This is a genomic window from Citrobacter sp. MGH110, from assembly GCF_001037515.1.
GTDB lineage: Bacteria > Pseudomonadota > Gammaproteobacteria > Enterobacterales > Enterobacteriaceae > Citrobacter > Citrobacter portucalensis.
The window spans coordinates 1,343,642-1,363,358 of record NZ_KQ089830.1 but is presented as its reverse complement, the minus strand read 5'-3'; the positions used below and the strand labels follow the sequence as shown (position 1 = coordinate 1,363,358).

The 19,717-nt window shown below is 50.0% G+C and carries 18 protein-coding genes; 8 read left to right on the top strand and 10 right to left on the bottom strand.

Annotated features, from left to right (window positions below; translation table 11 throughout):
* Positions 1-45: 45 nt before the first annotated feature.
* The 3 genes from SK38_RS06440 to ydgH form a co-directional block, all read right to left on the bottom strand.
* The gene (locus SK38_RS06440) at positions 46-1,191 is read right to left on the bottom strand and encodes a hypothetical protein (protein WP_156183245.1); all 1,146 of its coding nucleotides are present in this window, start codon (positions 1,189-1,191) and stop codon (positions 46-48) included.
* Between the two features lie 654 nt (positions 1,192-1,845).
* Positions 1,846-3,228: an amino acid permease gene (locus SK38_RS06435; RefSeq protein ID WP_048235419.1), complete on the bottom strand. Its 1,383-nt coding sequence runs from the start codon at positions 3,226-3,228 to the stop codon at positions 1,846-1,848.
* A gap of 245 nt (positions 3,229-3,473) precedes the next feature.
* The gene (ydgH, locus tag SK38_RS06430; protein WP_003832856.1) at positions 3,474-4,418 is read right to left on the bottom strand and encodes a DUF1471 family protein YdgH; all 945 of its coding nucleotides are present in this window, start codon (positions 4,416-4,418) and stop codon (positions 3,474-3,476) included.
* A gap of 525 nt (positions 4,419-4,943) precedes the next feature.
* Between ydgH and pntA the strand changes: the two genes are divergently transcribed.
* Both pntA and pntB read left to right on the top strand, forming a co-directional pair.
* Positions 4,944-6,473: a Re/Si-specific NAD(P)(+) transhydrogenase subunit alpha gene (pntA, locus tag SK38_RS06425; protein ID WP_003028945.1), complete on the top strand. Its 1,530-nt coding sequence runs from the start codon at positions 4,944-4,946 to the stop codon at positions 6,471-6,473.
* A 10-nt stretch (positions 6,474-6,483) separates the two neighbouring features.
* The gene (pntB, locus tag SK38_RS06420) at positions 6,484-7,872 is read left to right on the top strand and encodes a Re/Si-specific NAD(P)(+) transhydrogenase subunit beta (protein WP_003832859.1); all 1,389 of its coding nucleotides are present in this window, start codon (positions 6,484-6,486) and stop codon (positions 7,870-7,872) included.
* Between the two features lie 41 nt (positions 7,873-7,913).
* On the opposite strand, the gene SK38_RS06415 is transcribed toward pntB, so the two are convergent.
* The gene (locus SK38_RS06415) at positions 7,914-8,765 is read right to left on the bottom strand and encodes an aldo/keto reductase (protein WP_048235418.1); all 852 of its coding nucleotides are present in this window, start codon (positions 8,763-8,765) and stop codon (positions 7,914-7,916) included.
* Positions 8,766-9,026: 261 nt separating this feature from the next.
* Between SK38_RS06415 and SK38_RS06410 the strand changes: the two genes are divergently transcribed.
* Positions 9,027-10,223: a multidrug effflux MFS transporter gene (locus SK38_RS06410; RefSeq protein WP_048235417.1), complete on the top strand. Its 1,197-nt coding sequence runs from the start codon at positions 9,027-9,029 to the stop codon at positions 10,221-10,223.
* Between the two features lie 31 nt (positions 10,224-10,254).
* Here SK38_RS06410 and SK38_RS06405 read toward each other — a convergent pair whose 3' ends face one another.
* Entirely contained in the window at positions 10,255-11,289 is a 1,035-nt protein-coding gene (locus SK38_RS06405) for an AI-2E family transporter (protein WP_003832866.1), read from the bottom strand.
* Positions 11,290-11,427: 138 nt separating this feature from the next.
* Between SK38_RS06405 and SK38_RS25400 the strand changes: the two genes are divergently transcribed.
* The 3 genes from SK38_RS25400 (at position 11,428) to mdtI (ending at position 12,387) form a co-directional block, all read left to right on the top strand.
* Positions 11,428-11,598, top strand: a complete 171-nt coding sequence (locus tag SK38_RS25400; protein WP_087050578.1) for a protein YdgV — start codon at positions 11,428-11,430, stop codon at positions 11,596-11,598.
* Positions 11,599-11,705: 107 nt separating this feature from the next.
* Positions 11,706-12,071, top strand: a complete 366-nt coding sequence (gene mdtJ, locus SK38_RS06400) for a multidrug/spermidine efflux SMR transporter subunit MdtJ (RefSeq protein WP_162623449.1) — start codon at positions 11,706-11,708, stop codon at positions 12,069-12,071.
* Complete coding sequence (gene mdtI, locus SK38_RS06395) at positions 12,058-12,387, top strand: multidrug/spermidine efflux SMR transporter subunit MdtI (RefSeq protein WP_008784713.1); 330 nt, start codon at positions 12,058-12,060, stop codon at positions 12,385-12,387. The genes mdtJ and mdtI overlap by 14 nt, the downstream gene beginning before the upstream one ends.
* A 34-nt stretch (positions 12,388-12,421) precedes the next feature.
* On the opposite strand, the gene SK38_RS06390 is transcribed toward mdtI, so the two are convergent.
* The 5 genes from SK38_RS06390 to msrP all read right to left on the bottom strand — a co-directional run bounded on the left by SK38_RS06390 (position 12,422) and on the right by msrP (position 17,213).
* On the bottom strand, positions 12,422-13,243 hold the full coding sequence (locus tag SK38_RS06390; protein WP_008784714.1) for a trypsin-like serine peptidase: 822 nt from the start codon (positions 13,241-13,243) through the stop codon (positions 12,422-12,424).
* A 270-nt stretch (positions 13,244-13,513) separates the two neighbouring features.
* Positions 13,514-13,909 carry an acid resistance repetitive basic protein Asr gene (asr, locus tag SK38_RS06385; protein WP_048235416.1) on the bottom strand — a complete coding sequence of 132 codons (396 nt, stop codon included), beginning with the start codon at positions 13,907-13,909 and terminating at the stop codon, positions 13,514-13,516.
* A gap of 137 nt (positions 13,910-14,046) precedes the next feature.
* Positions 14,047-15,534, bottom strand: a complete 1,488-nt coding sequence (locus SK38_RS06380; protein WP_008784716.1) for a carboxypeptidase M32 — start codon at positions 15,532-15,534, stop codon at positions 14,047-14,049.
* A 47-nt stretch (positions 15,535-15,581) separates the two neighbouring features.
* Positions 15,582-16,208 carry a protein-methionine-sulfoxide reductase heme-binding subunit MsrQ gene (gene msrQ / locus SK38_RS06375; protein WP_048235415.1) on the bottom strand — a complete coding sequence of 209 codons (627 nt, stop codon included), beginning with the start codon at positions 16,206-16,208 and terminating at the stop codon, positions 15,582-15,584.
* The gene (msrP, locus tag SK38_RS06370; RefSeq protein WP_048235414.1) at positions 16,209-17,213 is read right to left on the bottom strand and encodes a protein-methionine-sulfoxide reductase catalytic subunit MsrP; all 1,005 of its coding nucleotides are present in this window, start codon (positions 17,211-17,213) and stop codon (positions 16,209-16,211) included.
* A 188-nt stretch (positions 17,214-17,401) separates the two neighbouring features.
* On the opposite strand from msrP, the gene SK38_RS06365 reads away from it, so the two are divergent.
* Together SK38_RS06365 and SK38_RS06360 are read left to right on the top strand one after the other, a co-directional pair.
* The gene (locus SK38_RS06365) at positions 17,402-18,124 is read left to right on the top strand and encodes a response regulator transcription factor (protein ID WP_008784719.1); all 723 of its coding nucleotides are present in this window, start codon (positions 17,402-17,404) and stop codon (positions 18,122-18,124) included.
* Positions 18,121-19,611, top strand: a complete 1,491-nt coding sequence (locus tag SK38_RS06360) for a sensor histidine kinase (protein ID WP_048235413.1) — start codon at positions 18,121-18,123, stop codon at positions 19,609-19,611. The genes SK38_RS06365 and SK38_RS06360 overlap by 4 nt, the downstream gene beginning before the upstream one ends.
* The last annotated feature ends 106 nt before the right edge of the window (positions 19,612-19,717 follow it).

The window sequence follows — 19,717 nt, the reverse complement described above, 5'->3', positions numbered from 1 at the left end:
AATTATTTCCTCTAAAAAGGCTGGATTGCTCCAGCCTCATTTAGTTTAGATATTCCAATACAAGATGACACTATCACCGAGTTTATCGTTATACACGGTAGTCGCTGGTGTGGCTGGGGTAATCGTTGATGCTGGAACAACGTGAACCACGACAGGAGGATTCACAGGCGTCGCAGGAGTCAGAGGAGTTACGGGTACAACGTGTACGACAACTGGAGTTGGTTGTGGTTGTGGCGGAGTGATATCGGTGATTGTTTTCACTTCACCCGTTTTCAGATTTTCTGCCTTCTCTGCATAGTGACTAGGGCCATATGCCCCAACAGTTGCTATGCCAAGTGAATTGACTGAAGTTTCGATTGCATAACCATCTTCTTTAGCTACGCCCTTAGAGAAACCATACCCAACAGTCTCATTTCCAACATAACCACGAAGGTGAGTGATTGTGAGATCACCTTCTTTCACCATAACATTATGAGTACGCATGGTTGGTGCAATCACTGTTGATGCTACACGAGTCAGGTCAGCGTTTTTGAGCGCGTGGGTAGTTTTCACTGCGTTGGATACATCGTTGTATGCAGTGACTGTACCAATAGCTTCATCACCTTCTTTAGTGCCGTGAATCGACAGGCCGCCAACGCCTTCAACATAGCTATGGTCGGAGAAATGCGTTACATCACCGTTCGTCACGTCAACGGTGTGGGAACGCATTTCAGGCGACACAACAGTTGATGCTGTTTTGGTCACACCATCACGAGTAACTGTTGAGGTACGAACCACACCTGTTTTTTGACTGATTGTGGTTGTCGCAGAATATTGTTCATTAACACCGTTGTAGGCAATGTTTTTAGTAACGACACCATCTTTCACACTGATGGAACGTGTCGTGTTATCTGCAATGGGGTGATCGCTCATATTGATGGAGCCTTTAGAGAATCCTGTGAAGCCACCACCTGCATTCATGCGCTCCGCAAAGTGACCACCAAACGAATGACTACTAAAAGCATGACCAATGTTACCACCATGGCCATGGCCACCAAAATTGTGACCGCCCATACCTCCATGGCCACCGTGACCATGAGCAAAAGCAGACATTGGAAGAACTATTAATACTGCAACCACTGATTTCTTAAACATTTTAATACTCCATTTAGGATTAATAGGGGGTGTCATCATTAATTCTTTATTTCTCATTTTGTTTGTCCCTCAATGACTAAATACTGCCGATTACATAATTAATCGATGCAGTAGCAGCTATTAATAAACCTTTTTTATTTCCGACATAATTGACGAGGGGAGTGTAGCTGGTGGGACCAGCGCACGGGTTGCATTATCATCAAACACAAATACCAACACAACCGCATGATAAACTCAACACAAGATAAAGCACAAATAGTTAATTGTGTGATGATTAATTGTTCTTTTATTTATCCATATATTATGATGTATGTGTGTTCGTTAATTGTTTCTTTTTTTATCTTTTATCAATATGAAAAGTGAACAAAGAATTGAGAAGGTTATGATGTGTTTCTGTATGTTATGTTGTGATTCATAAGAAGATAAAGCAGGTGATCGTGACTGACTGTTACGCCGTAAAGCAGTTTGCAATTGTGAAGTGTAGAAAGAATAACTCGAACTCAATAGGGGGGGCACGCCTTGTGATGAGTCATCATCTGGAGAGCCGTGATAAACGGTTCACACGCAGCAACAAATAGTGTGGGGGGCAAGCATGAAGGGAGAGCGAGAGCGATTATTTTCGATTAATCAGCGTTAACCATGATATCCCGATAATCCTTTATCAGGATATTCATAGTCTGATATTTTCCGAAGCCAGCGATGGGTATAACGTTAGCCTATCAGCATCCAGGTAGCTGGCACAGCAGCAACAAGCAACAGGCCGATCAGCGCCATCTCCTGGCGTTTTAATACGTTTTCATGCGTATGCGTTTTACGGGCATAAAGGAAAACCAACAGCCCTGGCGCATATAACACCACAGACAGCAACAGATGCATCGGACCTGACGCATACAATAACCAGATGCCATAAATACTCGCGCCGATACCGACAGCCTTATGAATCGGACGGGTGGCAATTTTTAACAGAAATGCGCCGACCAGCAAATAGGGCACCAGAATCATCTCTGAAGCGATAGTCAGTAACGTATTGTAGTCGGAGCCTGTGAGCCAGATTAGCACAAGGCAGATTTGTACACAGATGTTGGTTAGCCACAGCGATGCCGATGGCGCACCCTGTGCATTCTGTCGTGCAAAAATACGCGGAAACGCTTTGTGCGTGGAGGCGAGGAACGGCACTTCCGCCGCCATAATCGTCCAGCTTAAATAGGCACCGCACACGGAAACAATCAGACCCGCGGCAATAATAATTTCGCCCCATGGCCCCATCATTTTAACCATCAGACCGGCCATTGATGGATTGCGGATCTCTGCCAGTTCTGGTCGCGCGACAACGCCGAGGGATAGCAGGGTGACTAACAGGTAAACGCCCAGTGCGGCGAGTACAGCTAACAGCGTGGCGCGACCAACATCGCGTTTATTTCTGGCGCGGGCAGATACCACCACCGCGCCTTCCACACCAATGAAAACCCACAGGGTGATGAGCATGGTGTTTTTGACCTGCTCCCAGACAGGCACGCCCAACGCGACGCCGGTAAAATCGAGAGTAAAGGTGTCGAGCTTAAACAGCATGAATGCCAGCACGATAAAGAGGCCTAGCGGCAATAGTTTTGCCAGAGTAGCGACCAGGTTAATGCTGGCCGCGGTTTGTACTCCCCGCAACACCAGAAAATGGACTATCCATAACAGTACCGATGCGCCGACAATCGACTGCCAGGTATTACCGTCGCCGAACAGACGTAATTCCGGTGTGTCGGTAAAGAAACTGAGCGCAGAGAAGACGATGACCAGATACGAAACGTTAGCGATAACAGCGCACAGCCAGTATCCCCACGCAGAGCAGAAGCCAATCAACTCGCCGAAACCTTCACGTGCATAGGTGAAGATACCGCCGTCCAGTTCAGGACGGATACGCGTCAGGATCAGCATGGCAAAGGCGAGCAAAAGAATACCCGCACCGGTAATCGCCCAACCAATTAGTAATGCAGCCGGGCTGGCTACTGCCGCCATATTTTGTGGCAGGCTGAAAACGCCAGCGCCGAGCATTGAGCTTAAAACCAGCGCGGTCAGTGTGCTCAGACCCAATTTCTTTTCCATTTGTATCCAGTTACAAAAACGAGAGTGAGAGAATAATTATTTTGGCAAACCGCATAAAAATGGTGAAAGCCACTAAGGCGCGGGATTTTACGGAGAGAAGAGAACGCATGCAATGGGGATAGAGAGATTTGTGACTAATAGTGTGAAAAGTTGTCTTAATACTGCTGTTTTTGTTTTATCTGGAAACAGAACTGCGCGAAATTATCAGGTCTACAAGGACTGTAGACCTGATAAGGCATTGGGTATTACTTATACAGATCGGCGCTGATCGTCACGTTGTTACCACGTTCTGACCACTGGCGGGTAATGTGATAGTACTTCGCGCCTTTCTTCGCTGCGCGTTTTGCTACCTGATAAGAGACTTCCGTCATGTTGCCGTAGTTACCGGTGAACTTGATGCTGTCGAACGGTACCATCATGGCGGCGGTCGCTTTGTTCAGCTCTTCAACTTTGGTTCCATCCGGCAGCGTGACAGTGTAACGTCCGCCTTTAGTGGATTGCGTTTCGAAGAAGCGGCCAACTTCAGCACTCGGAGAAGCGGTAGTTGCTACGCCCGGGATCTCAACTTTCTTCGCGGCTTCGCCACCTGCTGCTAATGCGGCACGACCAGCATCTGAATCTGCTGGGATCGCATCAGGGCTTTGTACAATGCGTTTTTTCGCATCAGCTTTATAGATGAATGCAGTAATACGCTGGTTGCCGCCCTGGTTAGCATCGACCTGACGCACGATATAGAAGGAGTAAGCACCTTTCTCTTTCGCTGCTTTGGTGATGGCATCGTTTACTTCAGGCTGGCTACGGTAGAAACCTTGCACTGTAACGGTGTCGTAAGGTTCTATCAGAACGGCCTGATCTTTTGGCAATTCCATAACGCCGTTAATGACACGGTTTTTTGACGCTTCCGCTTTTTCAGCGTCGGCTTTATAGACGTCGGCAACAACGCGCCAGTTACCGCCGCTGCCAAAATCTGAGGTATCAACAACATAAAAGGAGGCTGCACCGTCTTTATCTGCACGGCGTGAAACGGCAGCAACCGCATCACCGATAGCATTAAAACGACCGGTGACCACAATGCGGTCATAGGGTTTCAGGGCAGCCGCTTGCTCCGGCGTCAATTCTGTCGCTGCATTTACAGAAAAAGCAGTCGCAGAAATTAGTGCGGACGCCAGGAGAGTGTTCTTAAGCTTCATAAAAATAATCCTTCGCCTTGCGCAAACCAGGTACTGGTATTGTTATTGACTAGAAACGTCGCTGATTATTGCATTTAAATTGTGTCAGTGTCTGCGTCATTTTTCACTCATCATGTCACGTTAGGTAACAACAGCGATAACATTTTGTGATATGCCGAAAATTTCGGCGTTTGGTGACCAAAACTGATAAAGCAGTTGAATTTCATAAGTTAATTTAATGTTAATTAATTGTTTTTGGCAGGTAGGTAATCATGTTTTGCCGCTTCGCTTGAGCGAATTATCAGCCTTTGTGGGCTATTTTTAGGGCATTTTATCTGTCTGAGGTTCGATTCATCTCTATTTCGCGAATTTCATAATAAATACTGTTTTTTGGCGCTAGATCACAGGCGTCATTTTCAGTAGGTTATACAGAGTTTGTTACTGTTTTATTTTATTGAGGTAACACTGACCTCTTTCGAGAGTGCGCGCATGCCTCGTGCGAACATTGATAAACCATCATCATAATTACAGATGGAAGGGAACATTATGCGAATTGGCATACCAAGAGAACGGTTAACCAATGAAACCCGCGTTGCAGCCACGCCGAAGACGGTTGAGCAGCTGCTTAAACTGGGTTTCAGCGTCGCGGTTGAAAGCGGTGCAGGTCAACTGGCGAGTTTTGACGATAAGGCGTTTGTACAAGCAGGCGCAGAAATTGTTGATGGAAATGCAGTCTGGCAGTCAGAGATCATCCTGAAGGTCAATGCGCCGGAGGAGGCGGAAATTCCGTTACTCAATCCGGGCACGACGCTGGTGAGTTTTCTTTGGCCCGCGCAAAACCCTGAGCTGCTGCAAAAACTTGCAGAGCGCAACGTGACGGTCATGGCGATGGACTCCGTGCCGCGTATTTCGCGCGCACAGTCGCTGGATGCCTTAAGCTCGATGGCGAACATCGCCGGGTATCGCGCTATTGTTGAAGCTGCACATGAATTCGGTCGCTTCTTCACCGGCCAGATCACCGCCGCAGGCAAGGTTCCACCTGCCAAGGTCATGGTGATTGGTGCGGGTGTGGCAGGTCTTGCGGCGATCGGTGCGGCAAACAGCCTGGGTGCTATTGTGCGTGCTTTTGATACCCGTCCGGAAGTGAAGGAACAAGTGCAGAGTATGGGCGCAGAGTTCCTTGAACTGGACTTTAAAGAAGAAGCGGGCAGCGGCGATGGCTATGCCAAAGTGATGTCCGAAGCGTTCATCAAAGCTGAAATGGAACTCTTCGCTGCGCAGGCGAAAGACGTCGACATTATCGTTACCACAGCGCTGATTCCGGGCAAACCTGCCCCGAAACTGATCACCCGTGAAATGGTCGATTCGATGAAAGCGGGCAGCGTAATTGTCGATCTTGCCGCGCAAAACGGCGGTAACTGCGAATATACCGTGCCTAATCAGGTGACCACCACCGAGAACGGGGTGAAGGTTATCGGCTATACCGATCTGCCAGGCCGTTTGCCAACGCAATCTTCCCAGCTGTACGGCACGAACCTCGTCAACCTACTCAAACTGTTGTGCAAAGAGAAAGACGGCAATATCACTGTCGATTTTGACGACGTGGTTGTACGTGGTGTCACGGTGGTTCGCGAGGGTGAAATCACCTGGCCTGCGCCGCCGATCCAGGTTTCTGCTCAGCCGCAGGCTGCGCCAAAAGCCGCACCAGCGCCGAAAGAAGAGAAAAAGCCTGTCTCTCCGTGGCGCAAATATGCGCTGATGGCGCTGGTAGTGATTTTGTTTGGCTGGCTCGCCGACGTCGCGCCGAAAGAGTTCCTTGGTCACTTTACGGTGTTCGCGCTTTCCTGCGTGGTGGGTTACTACGTGGTCTGGAATGTGTCACATGCGTTGCATACTCCGCTGATGTCTGTGACTAACGCCATCTCGGGGATTATCGTGGTTGGGGCGTTATTGCAAATTGGCCAGGGTGGCTGGGTGAGTTTCCTGAGCTTTATCGCGGTGCTTATTGCCAGCATTAATATTTTCGGTGGCTTCACCGTGACTCAGCGCATGCTGAAAATGTTCCGGAAAAACTAAGGGGTAACATATGTCTGGAGGATTAGTTACAGCTGCATACATTGTTGCCGCGATCCTGTTTATTTTTAGTCTGGCGGGGCTTTCGAAACACGAAACCTCTCAGCAGGGTAACAACTACGGCATCGCCGGGATGGCGATTGCGCTGATTGCTACGATTTTTGGCCCGGATACCGGCAACGTTGCGTGGATCCTGGTAGCGATGATCATCGGCGGCGCGATTGGTATTCGTCTGGCGAAGAAAGTCGAAATGACCGAGATGCCGGAGCTGGTGGCGATTCTGCACAGCTTCGTTGGTCTGGCTGCGGTACTGGTGGGTTTCAACAGCTACCTGTATCACGATACGGGCCTGGAGCCGATTCTGGTGAACATTCACCTGACGGAAGTGTTCCTGGGTATCTTCATCGGTGCGGTGACCTTTACCGGTTCTGTGGTGGCCTTTGGCAAACTGCGCGGCAAGATCTCCTCTAAACCGCTGATGCTGCCGAATCGTCACAAAATGAACCTGGCGGCGCTGGTTGTTTCTTTCCTGCTGCTGGTGGTGTTTGTTCGTACCGAAAGTGTGGGCCTGCAGGTTCTGGCGCTGCTGGTGATGACCATTATTGCACTGGCTTTTGGCTGGCATCTGGTGGCGTCCATTGGCGGTGCGGATATGCCGGTTGTTGTTTCAATGCTTAACTCCTATTCAGGATGGGCGGCGGCGGCGGCGGGCTTCATGCTGAGCAACGATCTGCTGATCGTTACCGGTGCGCTGGTCGGTTCTTCTGGTGCGATCCTGTCTTACATTATGTGTAAGGCGATGAACCGTTCATTTTTCAGCGTTATTGCGGGTGGCTTTGGTTCTGACGGTTCTTCTACCGGGTCTGATGAAGAAGTAGGTGAACATCGTGAGATTACTGCGGAAGACACAGCAGAAATGCTGAAGAACTCGCACTCCGTGATCATCACCCCGGGCTACGGCATGGCAGTGGCTCAGGCACAGTATCCGGTCGCGGAAATCACTGAGAAACTTCGCGCGCGCGGCATCAAAGTGCGTTTTGGTATTCACCCGGTAGCAGGGCGCTTGCCTGGTCATATGAACGTGCTGCTGGCGGAAGCCAAAGTCCCTTATGACATCGTGCTGGAAATGGATGAGATCAACGATGATTTCGCTGATACCGATACCGTGCTGGTCATTGGTGCCAACGACACGGTAAACCCGGCGGCGCAGGATGACCCGCGCAGCCCGATCGCCGGCATGCCGGTGCTGGAAGTGTGGAAAGCGCAGAACGTAATTGTGTTCAAACGTTCAATGAACACCGGCTATGCAGGTGTGCAGAACCCGCTGTTCTTTAAAGATAACACCCATATGCTGTTTGGCGATGCCAAAGCCAGCGTGGATGCGATCCTGAAAGCGCTGTAATTGCCAGTAAAAGTAAGACGGCCTCTGCGGAGGCCGTTTTTTTATACATCCAGTTTACGCTGGGTGATCCATTCCACACGAGCCGGATCGCGATGCGAGAAGAACGCGCTGGTTCCGCTGTCCATCGCGGCAATTTGCGTCATCTCTTCCGCCGTTAGGGCAAAGTCCAGCACCTGAATATTCTCGGCCATCCGCGTTTTACGCACGGTTTTCGCCAGCGAAATTATCCCACGTTGATAAATCCAACGCAGCACGACTTGACCAACGCTTTTGCCATATTTTTCACCAATAGCCGCTAAGACCGGGTTCTGAAACAGGTCATTGCGTCCTTCAGCGAACGGCGCCCAGGCTTGCGGTTGAATATTCCGGCTCTGCATCCAGGCTACGGCATGCGGTTGCTGATGAAAAGGATTCACCTCAATCTGGTTAACGGCTGGAATAATGCGATTGAAAGCGATTAAATCCGCCAGACGATCCGGATGAAAGTTACTCACGCCAATCGCGCGGATTTTCCCTTCTTCATATAATTCTTCCATCGCGCGCCAGGCACCGTGCACATCGCCATAGGGCTGATGAATCAAATAAAGGTCAATATAACCCAGTTGAAGCCGTTGCAGAGAACGTGCGAATTGCGCCTTTGCGCCTGCATAGTTGGTATCCTGTAACCACAGTTTGGTAGTCACAAAAAGCGCCTCGCGGGGGACTCCGCTTTGCTTAAGTGCATTGCCGACCTGAGTTTCATTCTGGTAGGAGGCTGCGGTATCAATCAGGCGATATCCTGTATCAATGGCATCCCGTACGGCTTGCTCACATTCGCTGGCATCGGTCATTTGATAAACGCCAAATCCGAGCAGGGGCATCTCAACACCGTTATTCAGAACTGTTGTATTCATTGGGTTCTCCTGAGCATCATCGTTGCATTGGCTGCAGATTAGCAAATATGTGTTGATACGATTAGTCTGTGAAATTCGCATGGACCTATGAGTAGAATTCATTTCTGAAAGGTAATTATTGGAAGTAAGTCACAAAATATGACGCCTATGATTTCATCATTCATGATTTCAGTTCATAAACTCATGCGGTTTTAACCGTCTAATCACGGCAATACGTTGTCTATATACTGCGACCTGACTTTTAGAACATGACAGGGCACTATGCGTACACGTGAACATGCCTCACCGGTAACTACCGCAAGCCAGACCGGTCTTACTTTTATTCTGATCCTCAGTGGCCTGATGGCCTTTACATCGCTTTCTACCGATATTTATCTTCCAGCAATGCCGACGATGGCCGAGGATTTACATGGCAATGTTGAGCTGACGATTACTGGTTTCTTAATTGGTTTTACTATCGCACAGTTGATTTGGGGGCCGATTAGCGATCATATGGGGAGGCGCAAGCCGCTGTTTATCGGCATGGTGCTATTTATCATTGGTTCCGCAGGGTGTGCGCTGTCTACAAGTATCACGCAAATTGTTTTCTGGCGGGTATTTCAGGCGCTTGGAGCCTGTACCGGACCTATGCTGGCGCGAGCGATGATCCGCGATCTCTTTGCACGTACTCGTGCGGCGCAAATGCTCTCGACCCTGGTGTTGGTGATGGCGATTGCGCCAATCGCCGGACCGTTGATTGGCGGACAAATTATTCGCCTGAGCACCTGGCACTCAATTTTTTGGCTGCTGGTGGTGATTGGTGCGCTGATGTTTATCTCCCTAAACTGGCTGCCCGAAACATTGCCGGAAGATAAACGGGTGAAAGCCTCTTTGGCTGGCGCATTTCGTAATTACCGCTCGTTGTTAACGAATGGGCGTTTTATGCGCTATACCCTGAGCCTGACGTTTTATTACGTCGGTGCGTACGCGTTTATTACCGGGTCACCGTTTGTTTATATTAGCTATTACCATGTTGATCCACAGCATTACGGCTGGTTGTTTGCGCTAAACATTATCGGTGTTATGGCGATGAGCGTGGTTAACCGTCGTCTGGTTCAACGACACGCTCTGGAACAACTGCTGAAATATGCGACGATGCTGGCGGCGCTGGCCGCAGTGGCGCTTGCACTGCTGGTTAAGCTGGAGTCAGGCGGAATTGTTGCCATTATCGTTTCCATTTTTCTGCTGTTCTCGATGAATGGCATTATTGCCGCGACGTCGACTGCTGCTGCGTTGGACGCGGTACCGAACATTGCGGGTTCAGCTTCGGCGCTGATTGGCGCGTTGCAATATGGCAGCGGTATTATCTCATCGTTGCTGCTGGCCGCCTTCAGTGATGGCACGCCCTGGACCATGGCGTGGATAATAGCGCTATTTACGCTGTTAAGCGCCGTTTTGGCTTTCCGCGTGAAACGATAAAGGAAATGCCCCGTAATGGCGGGGCGAAAACTCATTCTTTGTTCAGATCGCTAAGCAGCACGGCAATGCTTTGACCGCCGTTGGTTTGCTCAAGCGCGATTTTCACGATGATGGTCAGCGGCACAGAAAGCAGCATCCCCACGGGACCGAGCAACCAGCCCCAGAAGATTAACGACAGAAATACCACCAGCGTAGACAGCCCCAGCCCGCGGCCCATGATCCGCGGCTCGAGGATATTCCCGAATACCAGGTTGATGACCAGATAGCCTGCCAGAACCACCAGCGCATCGTAAAGACCACTGAATGCCAGCACCTGAGCAATAGGGGGAATGGCCGCCAATACAGAACCGATATTAGGGATGTAGTTCAGGGCGAAGGCCAGTAATCCCCAGACAAAGGCAAAGCGCACATCCAATGCAGCAAGCATGCCCCAGGCGACCAACCCGGTCACAATGCTGATTGCCGTTTTAAGCACCAGATAGTGGGAGACGCTGTCGATGGCGCGTTGAATCGCCGCCATACCTTCAATGGGGCGACTCATCATTTGTTTGAGTTTGTTGGGCAGTTGCGGTACTTCCAGCAGCATAAAAACTACCGTCAGTAGCAGTAAAAATATCGATGACATAGCATTTGAAAGCTGCGCCAGCAAATTGGTCACCAGCGTCATTGCCGCGTTCGGATCGATATATTTGACGAGCTCGTCCACGGAAACGCCGATCCCTGCGCGTTGTAACCATGGTTCAAGATTTTTCAGTGGGATAACCAGTGAAGAGCGATATTGCGGTAGCGTTCGCGCAAGTTCATTTAAGGATGTACCTAAATACGCCAACAGCAGCACCATTAACATTACAATAATAACGATAAGCAATGACACCGCAATTACGCGCGGTATGCGAAGCTTGACCATCCGCTGCACCACGGGATTGAGCACAACGGCTATAAATAACGCCAGAATAAAGGGGACGATGATATCTGCGGCAAAGCGAATACCGCTCAGGATGATAACCAGCATGCCCAGCATAATGACTATTTTTAGACCGTTAAGCGTGATGATCGGTTTCGCCATGTGTATTCCCGCATTTTTCATTTTTGAATCTGCATAATAATGTGATTTGCGTCGAGCCGTTATAACAAAAATCAAACGGGACAGGTAAAGAAGTGAAAAGACTTTGAGTTCGTCTTGAAGCTATGATACAAATCATCTGTGTTTAACTACCGAGGACAATTATCATCCGCGATGATGAGAAGCAACACTGCGGATAATTGTAATATTATGGACAATATGTTCAGGATGTTTTTGCGTTTACCTACACTTCTTCGTACCTCCTCCACTTTCTTGCTTGCGGGTGAGCAACACTGGCGCAACGCGCTTTAGTCCCTTCTTCTGCCTGAGCTGGCGCTGTGCGCTGAGCTAACTAATTTTATTTTTTGGTTTACTGCATGCAGTAGGCCTAAAGGACTATATTCTCAAGCAGGAGAAGCATCATGTTTTACTGGATATTATTAGGTCTGGCCATCGCGGCTGAAATTACTGGTACGCTGTCAATGAAATGGGCAAGCGTTGGCCATGGTAATTCAGGCTTTATTTTAATGCTGGTAATGATCGCCTTATCATATATTTTTCTTAGTTTCGCTGTTAAAAAAATTGCCCTTGGTGTGGCCTATGCCTTGTGGGAAGGTATCGGTATTTTATTTATTACGCTGTTTAGTGTGTTGTTATTTGACGAAACCTTGTCCACGATGAAAGTGGCTGGACTGGTCTCGCTGGTATTAGGCATTGTGCTGATTAAGTCTGGTACTCGAAAACCTGCCAAAACGAGCAAAGAGGTGACCCATGCAGCAGTTTGAGTGGGTTCATGGTGCCTGGCTTGGCATGGCCATCGTGCTGGAAATAGTCGCTAACGTCTTTTTGAAATTTTCTGATGGATTTCGCCGCAAGGTTTATGGCGTGCTGTCGCTGGCTGCCGTGTTAGCGGCCTTTAGCGCGCTGTCGCAGGCGGTAAAAGGTATTGACCTTTCTGTTGCCTACGCTTTGTGGGGCGGGTTTGGGATTGCCGCGACGTTAGCGGCTGGTTGGGTGTTGTTTGGTCAGCGCCTGAATAATAAAGGCTGGATCGGTGTGGCGCTGCTGCTGGCCGGAATGGTGATGATTAAACTTGCCTGATATCCGTGCTGCCCATTAATGCGGGCAGCATATGTTACTCCTGCGCCAACTCTTCCAGCTTATCGCGAAAACCGGTCACGGATATGGCGCGATTATCGGCTCGCCAGCGATCTTTCGCCGCCGGAGCGGAGCTTTGTACGCCAATCAACTGCCAGCCTGAATCTGTCTTCAGCATCAACGGTGAACCGCTGTCGCCCGGGAGCGTGTCGCACTGGTGCGACAAGACGGTATTCTGCGCCCAGCCGGTCACCACGCAATCCTGATGGGTGTACAAATCGTCCAGATGATCTTCCGGATAGCCCGACTGTGTGACTTTGCGATCGGCGGTTTTCAACGCCGCGGTTAACGCCGCTTTATCACCTTCAAATAATGGTAGGGGCGTGATTCCGGAAGGCGGGTAACGCAGCACCACCAGACCAAAATCCCACGGGGCTGCGGATGGCGGCACAATCCAGCCATCGCCATCTGCTTTCAAACGCTTACCGAGTGAGGGATCAACCCGTCCTTCGATTCCATGGATTTCATAGCGCCAGACACCCTTTTTCGACACAAAGCGTAACGCGACGGCTTTATCCGGTTTGCCTTTCGGTGGAGCGAGCAAGCAGTGTCCGGCAGTCAGGGCCAGATGCGGTGAAATGAGCGTGGCGGTACACAGATTACCACTGGCGGTTTCCAGTTGTCCGATAGCGTCCCACGGTGATTGCGTTGGGTCCGTTACTTTCGTGCGATCGTCATGACCAAAAAACAGCGTTTTTATGCTTTCTGCTTCAGCGGTGGTCGTTGCTGGCTGATCCGCATGCGCAACAACAGGAAAAAAACAAATTGAGCCCAGTAATACAGCAATGGTTTTATGCATATCACACTCTGGTGGGGAATTATGATTATAAACAGCAAACCCTCAGTTAATACTATAGACGGGACGGCGAGAAAGTGGGAGTAAAATCAGATAACTACACTCAGGAAAGATAAAAATGCATGGCAATAAGGGCGCAAATTATCAGAGTAATAAGAATGAACTCAAAGCGGTAATGTGACACCATTTTACCCTCCGAAAGGCGGCGCTACATCAGGTTGATCTAGCGCCGTATGCTATGGCGTGGGGGACGCCATAGTGACTACAAATGCGTTATGCTGCAGGTTGAGCTGCTGGTTTAGCGGTGTCGTGTTTTACGGCTTTTTTGGTGTGTTTTTTAGCGGCCTGAGCTTTCTGCTCTGGTGCTTTTTGTTCTGCTGCTGGCTTGGTTGCTGCTTTTTTGGTGTGTTTTTTAGCAGCCTGAGCTTTCTGCTCTGGCGCTTTTTGTTCTACAGCCGGTTTAGTGGTGGATTTTTTAGCGTGTTTCTTGGCAGCCTGCGCTTTCTGCGGCGCTGCTTTGTGCTGTTTTTTATGATGCGTGGTTTTTGCCGGCGCTGCTTTGGTGGTTGCAGCAGCAGTCGGAGCGGTAGTAGCATTTGTTTCAGCAGCAAAAGCAGCAGAAGACAGACCCATAGCAGCGGCAACAACCAGAGCTAATACTTTTTTCATTCTCATACCCTCGATTTGGTTTTTCATTCAACCCCACTGCGGGGCCGTTGAAATAACTATATCGCTGTAAACACAGGGCTTCCGTGAGTCATTGGTTTCGGCGTGTAACGATATGTACAATGACTCACGGTATGAGATTACAAATAGCGGGCTTCCAGATGAGAACGGAAATAACGGCTGCTGAGCGGCTCTCCGGTCGCCTGGGTAATAAGCTGTTCAGTAGTAAAGCGGCTGCCATGCTGCCAGATATTCTGACGTAACCAGTCAAACAGGGCACCAAACTCACCTTGGGCAATAGACTGATTCAAATCAGGCAATGCGCGGTTAGCGGCACTGAACAACTGCGCTGCATACATGGCACCTAAGGTATAGGAAGGGAAGTAGCCAAAGCCGCCGTCAGTCCAGTGAATATCCTGCATACAACCGTTACGATAGTTTCCGATCGTTGACAGCCCCAGCCAGGCCTGCATTTTCTCGTTCCACAATGCCGGGATATCATCCACTTCAATATCGCCATTAATAAGCGCACGTTCGATTTCATAACGCAGGATCACGTGAGCGGGATAGCTTACCTCGTCGGCATCAACACGGATAAACCCGGGTTTGACCTGCTGGTTCCAGGCGATGAAATTGCTTTCTTCAAACGCTGCCTGATCGCCAAAGTGGCGCGTTACAGCCGGAATCAACCGCATCAGAAAGGCTTTACTGCGTCCCAGTTGCATCTCAAAGAACAGACTCTGGGACTCATGAATGGCGGTTGAGCGTGCCAGAGCAATAGGTTGCCCAGACCAGCTGCGTGGCAGGTTTTGCTCATAGCGCGCATGACCGGTTTCATGGATCACGCCAAACAGCGCGCTGAGTAATTCGTTTTCATCATAGCGGGTGGTAATGCGAACATCTTCTGGTACGCCGCCACAGAAAGGATGTGCACTGATATCCAGCCGACCAGCGGTAAAGTCGAAACCTAGCTGTGCCATTGTTTCAAGACCCAGCTCTCGCTGTACAGCTGTTGGGAAGGGACCTACCGGGGCGATGAGCGATTGCTGAGACTGCTTTGCCACCACCTTGTTTAGCAGATCGGGCAGCCAGCTTTTAACGTCTGCGAAAAGGACATCCAACTGAGCGCTGGTCATTCCTGGTTCAAAGATGTCCAGTAGCGCGTCATACGGCGAACAACCTTTAGCTTCTGCGCGCAGTCGGGCTTCTTCTCGGCTGTACTTCACAACTTCTTTCAGGTTATCGGAAAATCCTTCCCAGTCATTAGCTGGTCGCTGGCTACGCCAGGCATGCTCACAGCGGCTTCCCGCAAGTGATTTTGCTTCTACCAACGATTCGGGCAACAAGGATGCCTGGTGATGCAATCGCGACATTTCGCGCAGGTTCGCCTGTTCTACATCGTTGAGATCTTCCTGTTGCGCTGCGGCGATCCACATTGCCACTTTCGGATCGGTTAACAGTTGGTGCTCAAGCACGCTCAGCTCGGCCAGCGCTTCGCCTCGGGCTTTACTGCCTCCTGGCGGCATCATGGTAAACATGTCCCAACTGGCGATTGCCGAGAGGTGGGAGAAGCGAGAGAGCCGCTGGAACGTGCGGGTGAGCTGATGGTAATTATCATTGTTACTCATTTTTTGTTCTCGTTCTGTTTAGGTGTGGTTAAGAAGTTTACCGTGATTCACTCACTTTTCATAAACACACCTTTGTACCCGGTTTTCCGTAACAGTTTTTTATAGCGAAAAGCCAGCAGAACCACAAAACTGATGGCGTAGATAATAGGGAGCGGTGATAACACTTTTACCGACCACAGATAATGCAGCGGTAGCAAAATGGCGGCCAGGTAGACGTAGTTGTGCAATGTTTGCCAGCGTTTGCCCATTTTACGCTGAGCGGCTTGTGTCGAGGTCAACGTCAACAGGAATAAGATAATCCAACCGGCCATACCCAGCATTAGCCATGGGCGTGAAACCAGTTCACGACCCAACAATTCCAGGTTTTGTATACCCAGTTCCAGCAGAGCATAGCTGGTTATATGCAGTGTGGCCCATGCAAAGCACCATAAACCTAACAACCGCCGGGTACGAAACAACAAAGGCTGCTTTGCATAGCGCGCAAGCGGCGATACCAGCAGGGTAGCCAGCAAAAACTTCAGCGCGGTAATGCCCGTAAAGTGCTGGATATCTTTTCCCGGGTCGGCACCCAACCCGCCATGCTGCGCGGCCCAGAAGAGCCATAGCAGGGGTATAAAACCGGCGAGATGCAGCAGCACTTTCAGACCGGTTATCTGTTTTGCAGTCAACCTCACTTAAAAATACTCCCGAAGATCCATGCCCTGATATAACGATGCCACCTCATCGGCATAACCATTAAAAGGTAACGTGGGCTGTCGCTGTACATCGAGAATGCCACCCGAACCGATAAAACGCTCAGTAGCCTGAGACCAGCGAGGGTGATCCACCTGCGGATTTACGTTGGCGTAAAATCCGTATTCATTCGGTGCTGACAAATTCCAGGTCGTCGGTGGCTGTTCACGCGTCAGCTTGATACTGACTATCGATTTAATGCCCTTGAAGCCGTATTTCCAGGGTACGGTCAGGCGTATCGGCGCCCCGTTTTGCGGCGGCAATGCTTTGCCATATACGCCTACGGTGAGAAGTGTGAGCGGGTGCATAGCCTCATCCAAACGAAGACCTTCGACATAGGGATATTTCAACCCACCGCCAATAAAGCGGTCTTTCTGGCCCGGCATTTCATCAGGGGCGTAGCGTGTTTCAAAAGCGACGTATTTGGCGTGACTAGTTGGCTCAACCAGCGCCAGTAATTTATGCAACGGAAAACCCACCCACGGCACAACCATTGACCAGGCCTCAACGCAACGCATCCGATAAATACGCTCTTCTAATGGAAAGCGTGTGGTCAGCGCATCATGATCTAAGGTTAAAGGTTTGTTGACCTCACCGCTGATGGTTAACGTCCAGGGATCGGTTTTCAGGCTACCGGCATTGGCCGCAGGATCGGCTTTATCCAGACCAAATTCGTAGAAATTGTTGTAGCCCGTCACCTTGTCTTCTGGCGTCAGTGATAGGCTGTTTTGCCAGCGTTCGGGCTTTGTGAACTCAAGCGCTTTGCCTGCGGGTGCGGGTGGACGATCGTTGCCTTTAAACCAATCCAGCAAATTAGCCTGTGTAGGGGAGGACAGCGTGGCCGCAGCAGCACCTATCCCAAGTGCTTTGAGGATCTGTCGTCGTTGCATAAAAAATACTGACTCGGCTGTAACATCTGCTTCCCGAAGTGGACGTTTTTTTAGCATGACTTTTCCTTCTTATTTTCATGTTAAGGAAAACAAGCGACGTTTCCCTGTTGATGTCTGACGTGTCTATAACGACATACTGCTCGCATGCGTATCCCTGGATCCTCACGAAAAGTTAAAAATTTTGTGATAACTTCCGCCCCTTGCCTGAGGTAAGCTTTCAGCACGACGAGAGGGGGATGACACTGATGGCAGGCGCGAAAAAGATATTTTTGGTGGAAGATGACAGCGATATTGCCTCACTTTTGCAGCTTAGCCTGAAGGATGAGGGTTACGAGATTGTTCATGAGGCAGACGGAGCTCGTGCGCTTGAACAACTGGAGAAACACGTCTGGGATGCCGTTATCCTCGATCTGATGCTGCCGGGTGTCGACGGGCTGGAGATTTGTCGTCGCATTCGCCAAATGAGTTTTTATTTGCCCGTCATTATCATCAGCGCCCGCACCAGTGAAACGCACCGTGTATTGGGGCTGGAAATGGGTGCCGATGATTATCTGGCCAAACCTTTCTCGGTGCTGGAGTTGATGGCCCGGGTAAAGGCATTGTTTCGTCGTCAGGAAGCGATGAGTCAGAACCTACGTATGGAGGCGGGGATTATCACCGTTCATGGCGTAGAGATTGACCCATTAGCCCGGGAAGTCCGGCTGCATGGTAAATCCCTCGATTTAACGCCGCGCGAATTCGATCTGCTCTATTTTTTCGCCCGTCATCCAGGCGAGGTCTTTTCCCGTCAGGCGCTGTTAGATCAGGTGTGGGGCTACCAGCATGAAGGGTATGAGCATACGGTGAACAGTCATATTAATCGCCTGCGGACCAAAATTGAAAAGGATGCTGCCGAGCCGGAAATTATTCTCACGGTTTGGGGACGAGGCTATAAGCTTGCTGCGGTTAACGCGGAGCATCAGCCATGATTTATCGCCTGTCGCTGAGCCAGCGTCTGACCCTCGTCTTTACCGCCATTATGCTGATTTGTGCGGTTACCGTCAGTGTTGTCCAGATCCGCAGCAGTAAACAGTATGGCGACGCCATGGTGCAAAGGCTCTCGCTGGAGCTGGCGAGCAAGATTGTCAAAAGTGAGTCGCTTATTGATACCAGCGGGCAGATTAATCGCCAGACCTTAAAAGGATTGTTTAATCACCTGATGACGCTCAACCCCAGCGTGGAGCTGTATCTGGTTTCACCATCAGGTGAAATACTTGCTGATGCCGCACCGCCGGGGCATATCCAGCGGCAGAAAATTAGCGTACAGCCGATACAGGATTTCCTTAAATCAGATGCGTTGCCCGTCTATGGCAACGATCCGCGTAGCAGCCAGCAAAAGGTATTCAGCGCCGCGCCAGTTTTATATAACGGTGAGCTACATGGCTATTTGTACATTATTCTGCAGGGCGAAGATCTGAATATGCTGGCGAATACCGCCTGGCAAAAAACGCTCTGGAATACCGTGGCCTGGACGTTAATACTGGTTTTATTCGCCGGTGGAATTGCAGGTTTTCTGGTGTGGCGATGGGTGACGAATCCAGTAAAAAGGCTAACCGGACAGGTGGTAAAACTGGAGAAGGACAGCATTACCGTCATCAAACAATTGGCACAAAAAAATCCCGAACCGGTCCCGGAGAATGAAATAGCGCTGCTGAACAATGCGTTTATTGAGTTAGCGCAGAAAATTGCCCAGCAGTGGGATTTATTAGCAGACAGCGATCGTCAGCGCAGAGAGTTTATTGCCAATATTTCGCACGACCTACGCACGCCGTTGACTTCGCTGTTGGGGTATCTGGAAATGCTGTCGCTGAAAGCCGATACGATGACGCCGGAGGAAAATCGGCATTATCTTAGCATCGCGCTGCGCCAGGGGCATAAAGTTCGTCATCTGTCACAACAGCTGTTTGAGCTGGCAAGGCTGGAGCATGGCGGTATAAAACCGCAGCGTGAACGTTTTGCTATTGGTGAATTGATCCAGGACGTGGCACAGAAATTTGATCTCCCTGTTGCCACGCGTCATTTGCAGTTGCACCTTGATGTAACGGGGCCGTTACCGCTGGTGAATGCCGATTTATCGATGATAGAAAGAGTCGTGACGAATTTGCTGGATAACGCTATCCGTCATACGCCTGACGGAGGCGAAGTGCGGCTAAAAGTCTGGCGTGATGAAGACCGTTTGTTAGCCGAAGTGCAGGACAGCGGGCCAGGGGTAGAAGACGCTGTGCGAGAAGTATTGTTTCAGCGCCCGACCGCGTTAATTCCCCGTGAGCAGCGGGCCGAGCGCGGCGGCCTGGGCTTACTGATCGTGCGTAGAATGCTCGAACTGCATGGAGGAGATATACATCTGGTTAACTCAACGGCAGGGGCCTGCTTCCGTTTTTCGTTGCCGCTGGCGGATTCTCCCCTGAGTAGTTGACGGTGATGTTTCAGAGTAAATAGGGTTTTGGCATTGTCCCCATGGGCATTGCGTAAAAGTTGGTAGGTTGTCAGTGATAATGAGAATTTTTATCATATATCGATAA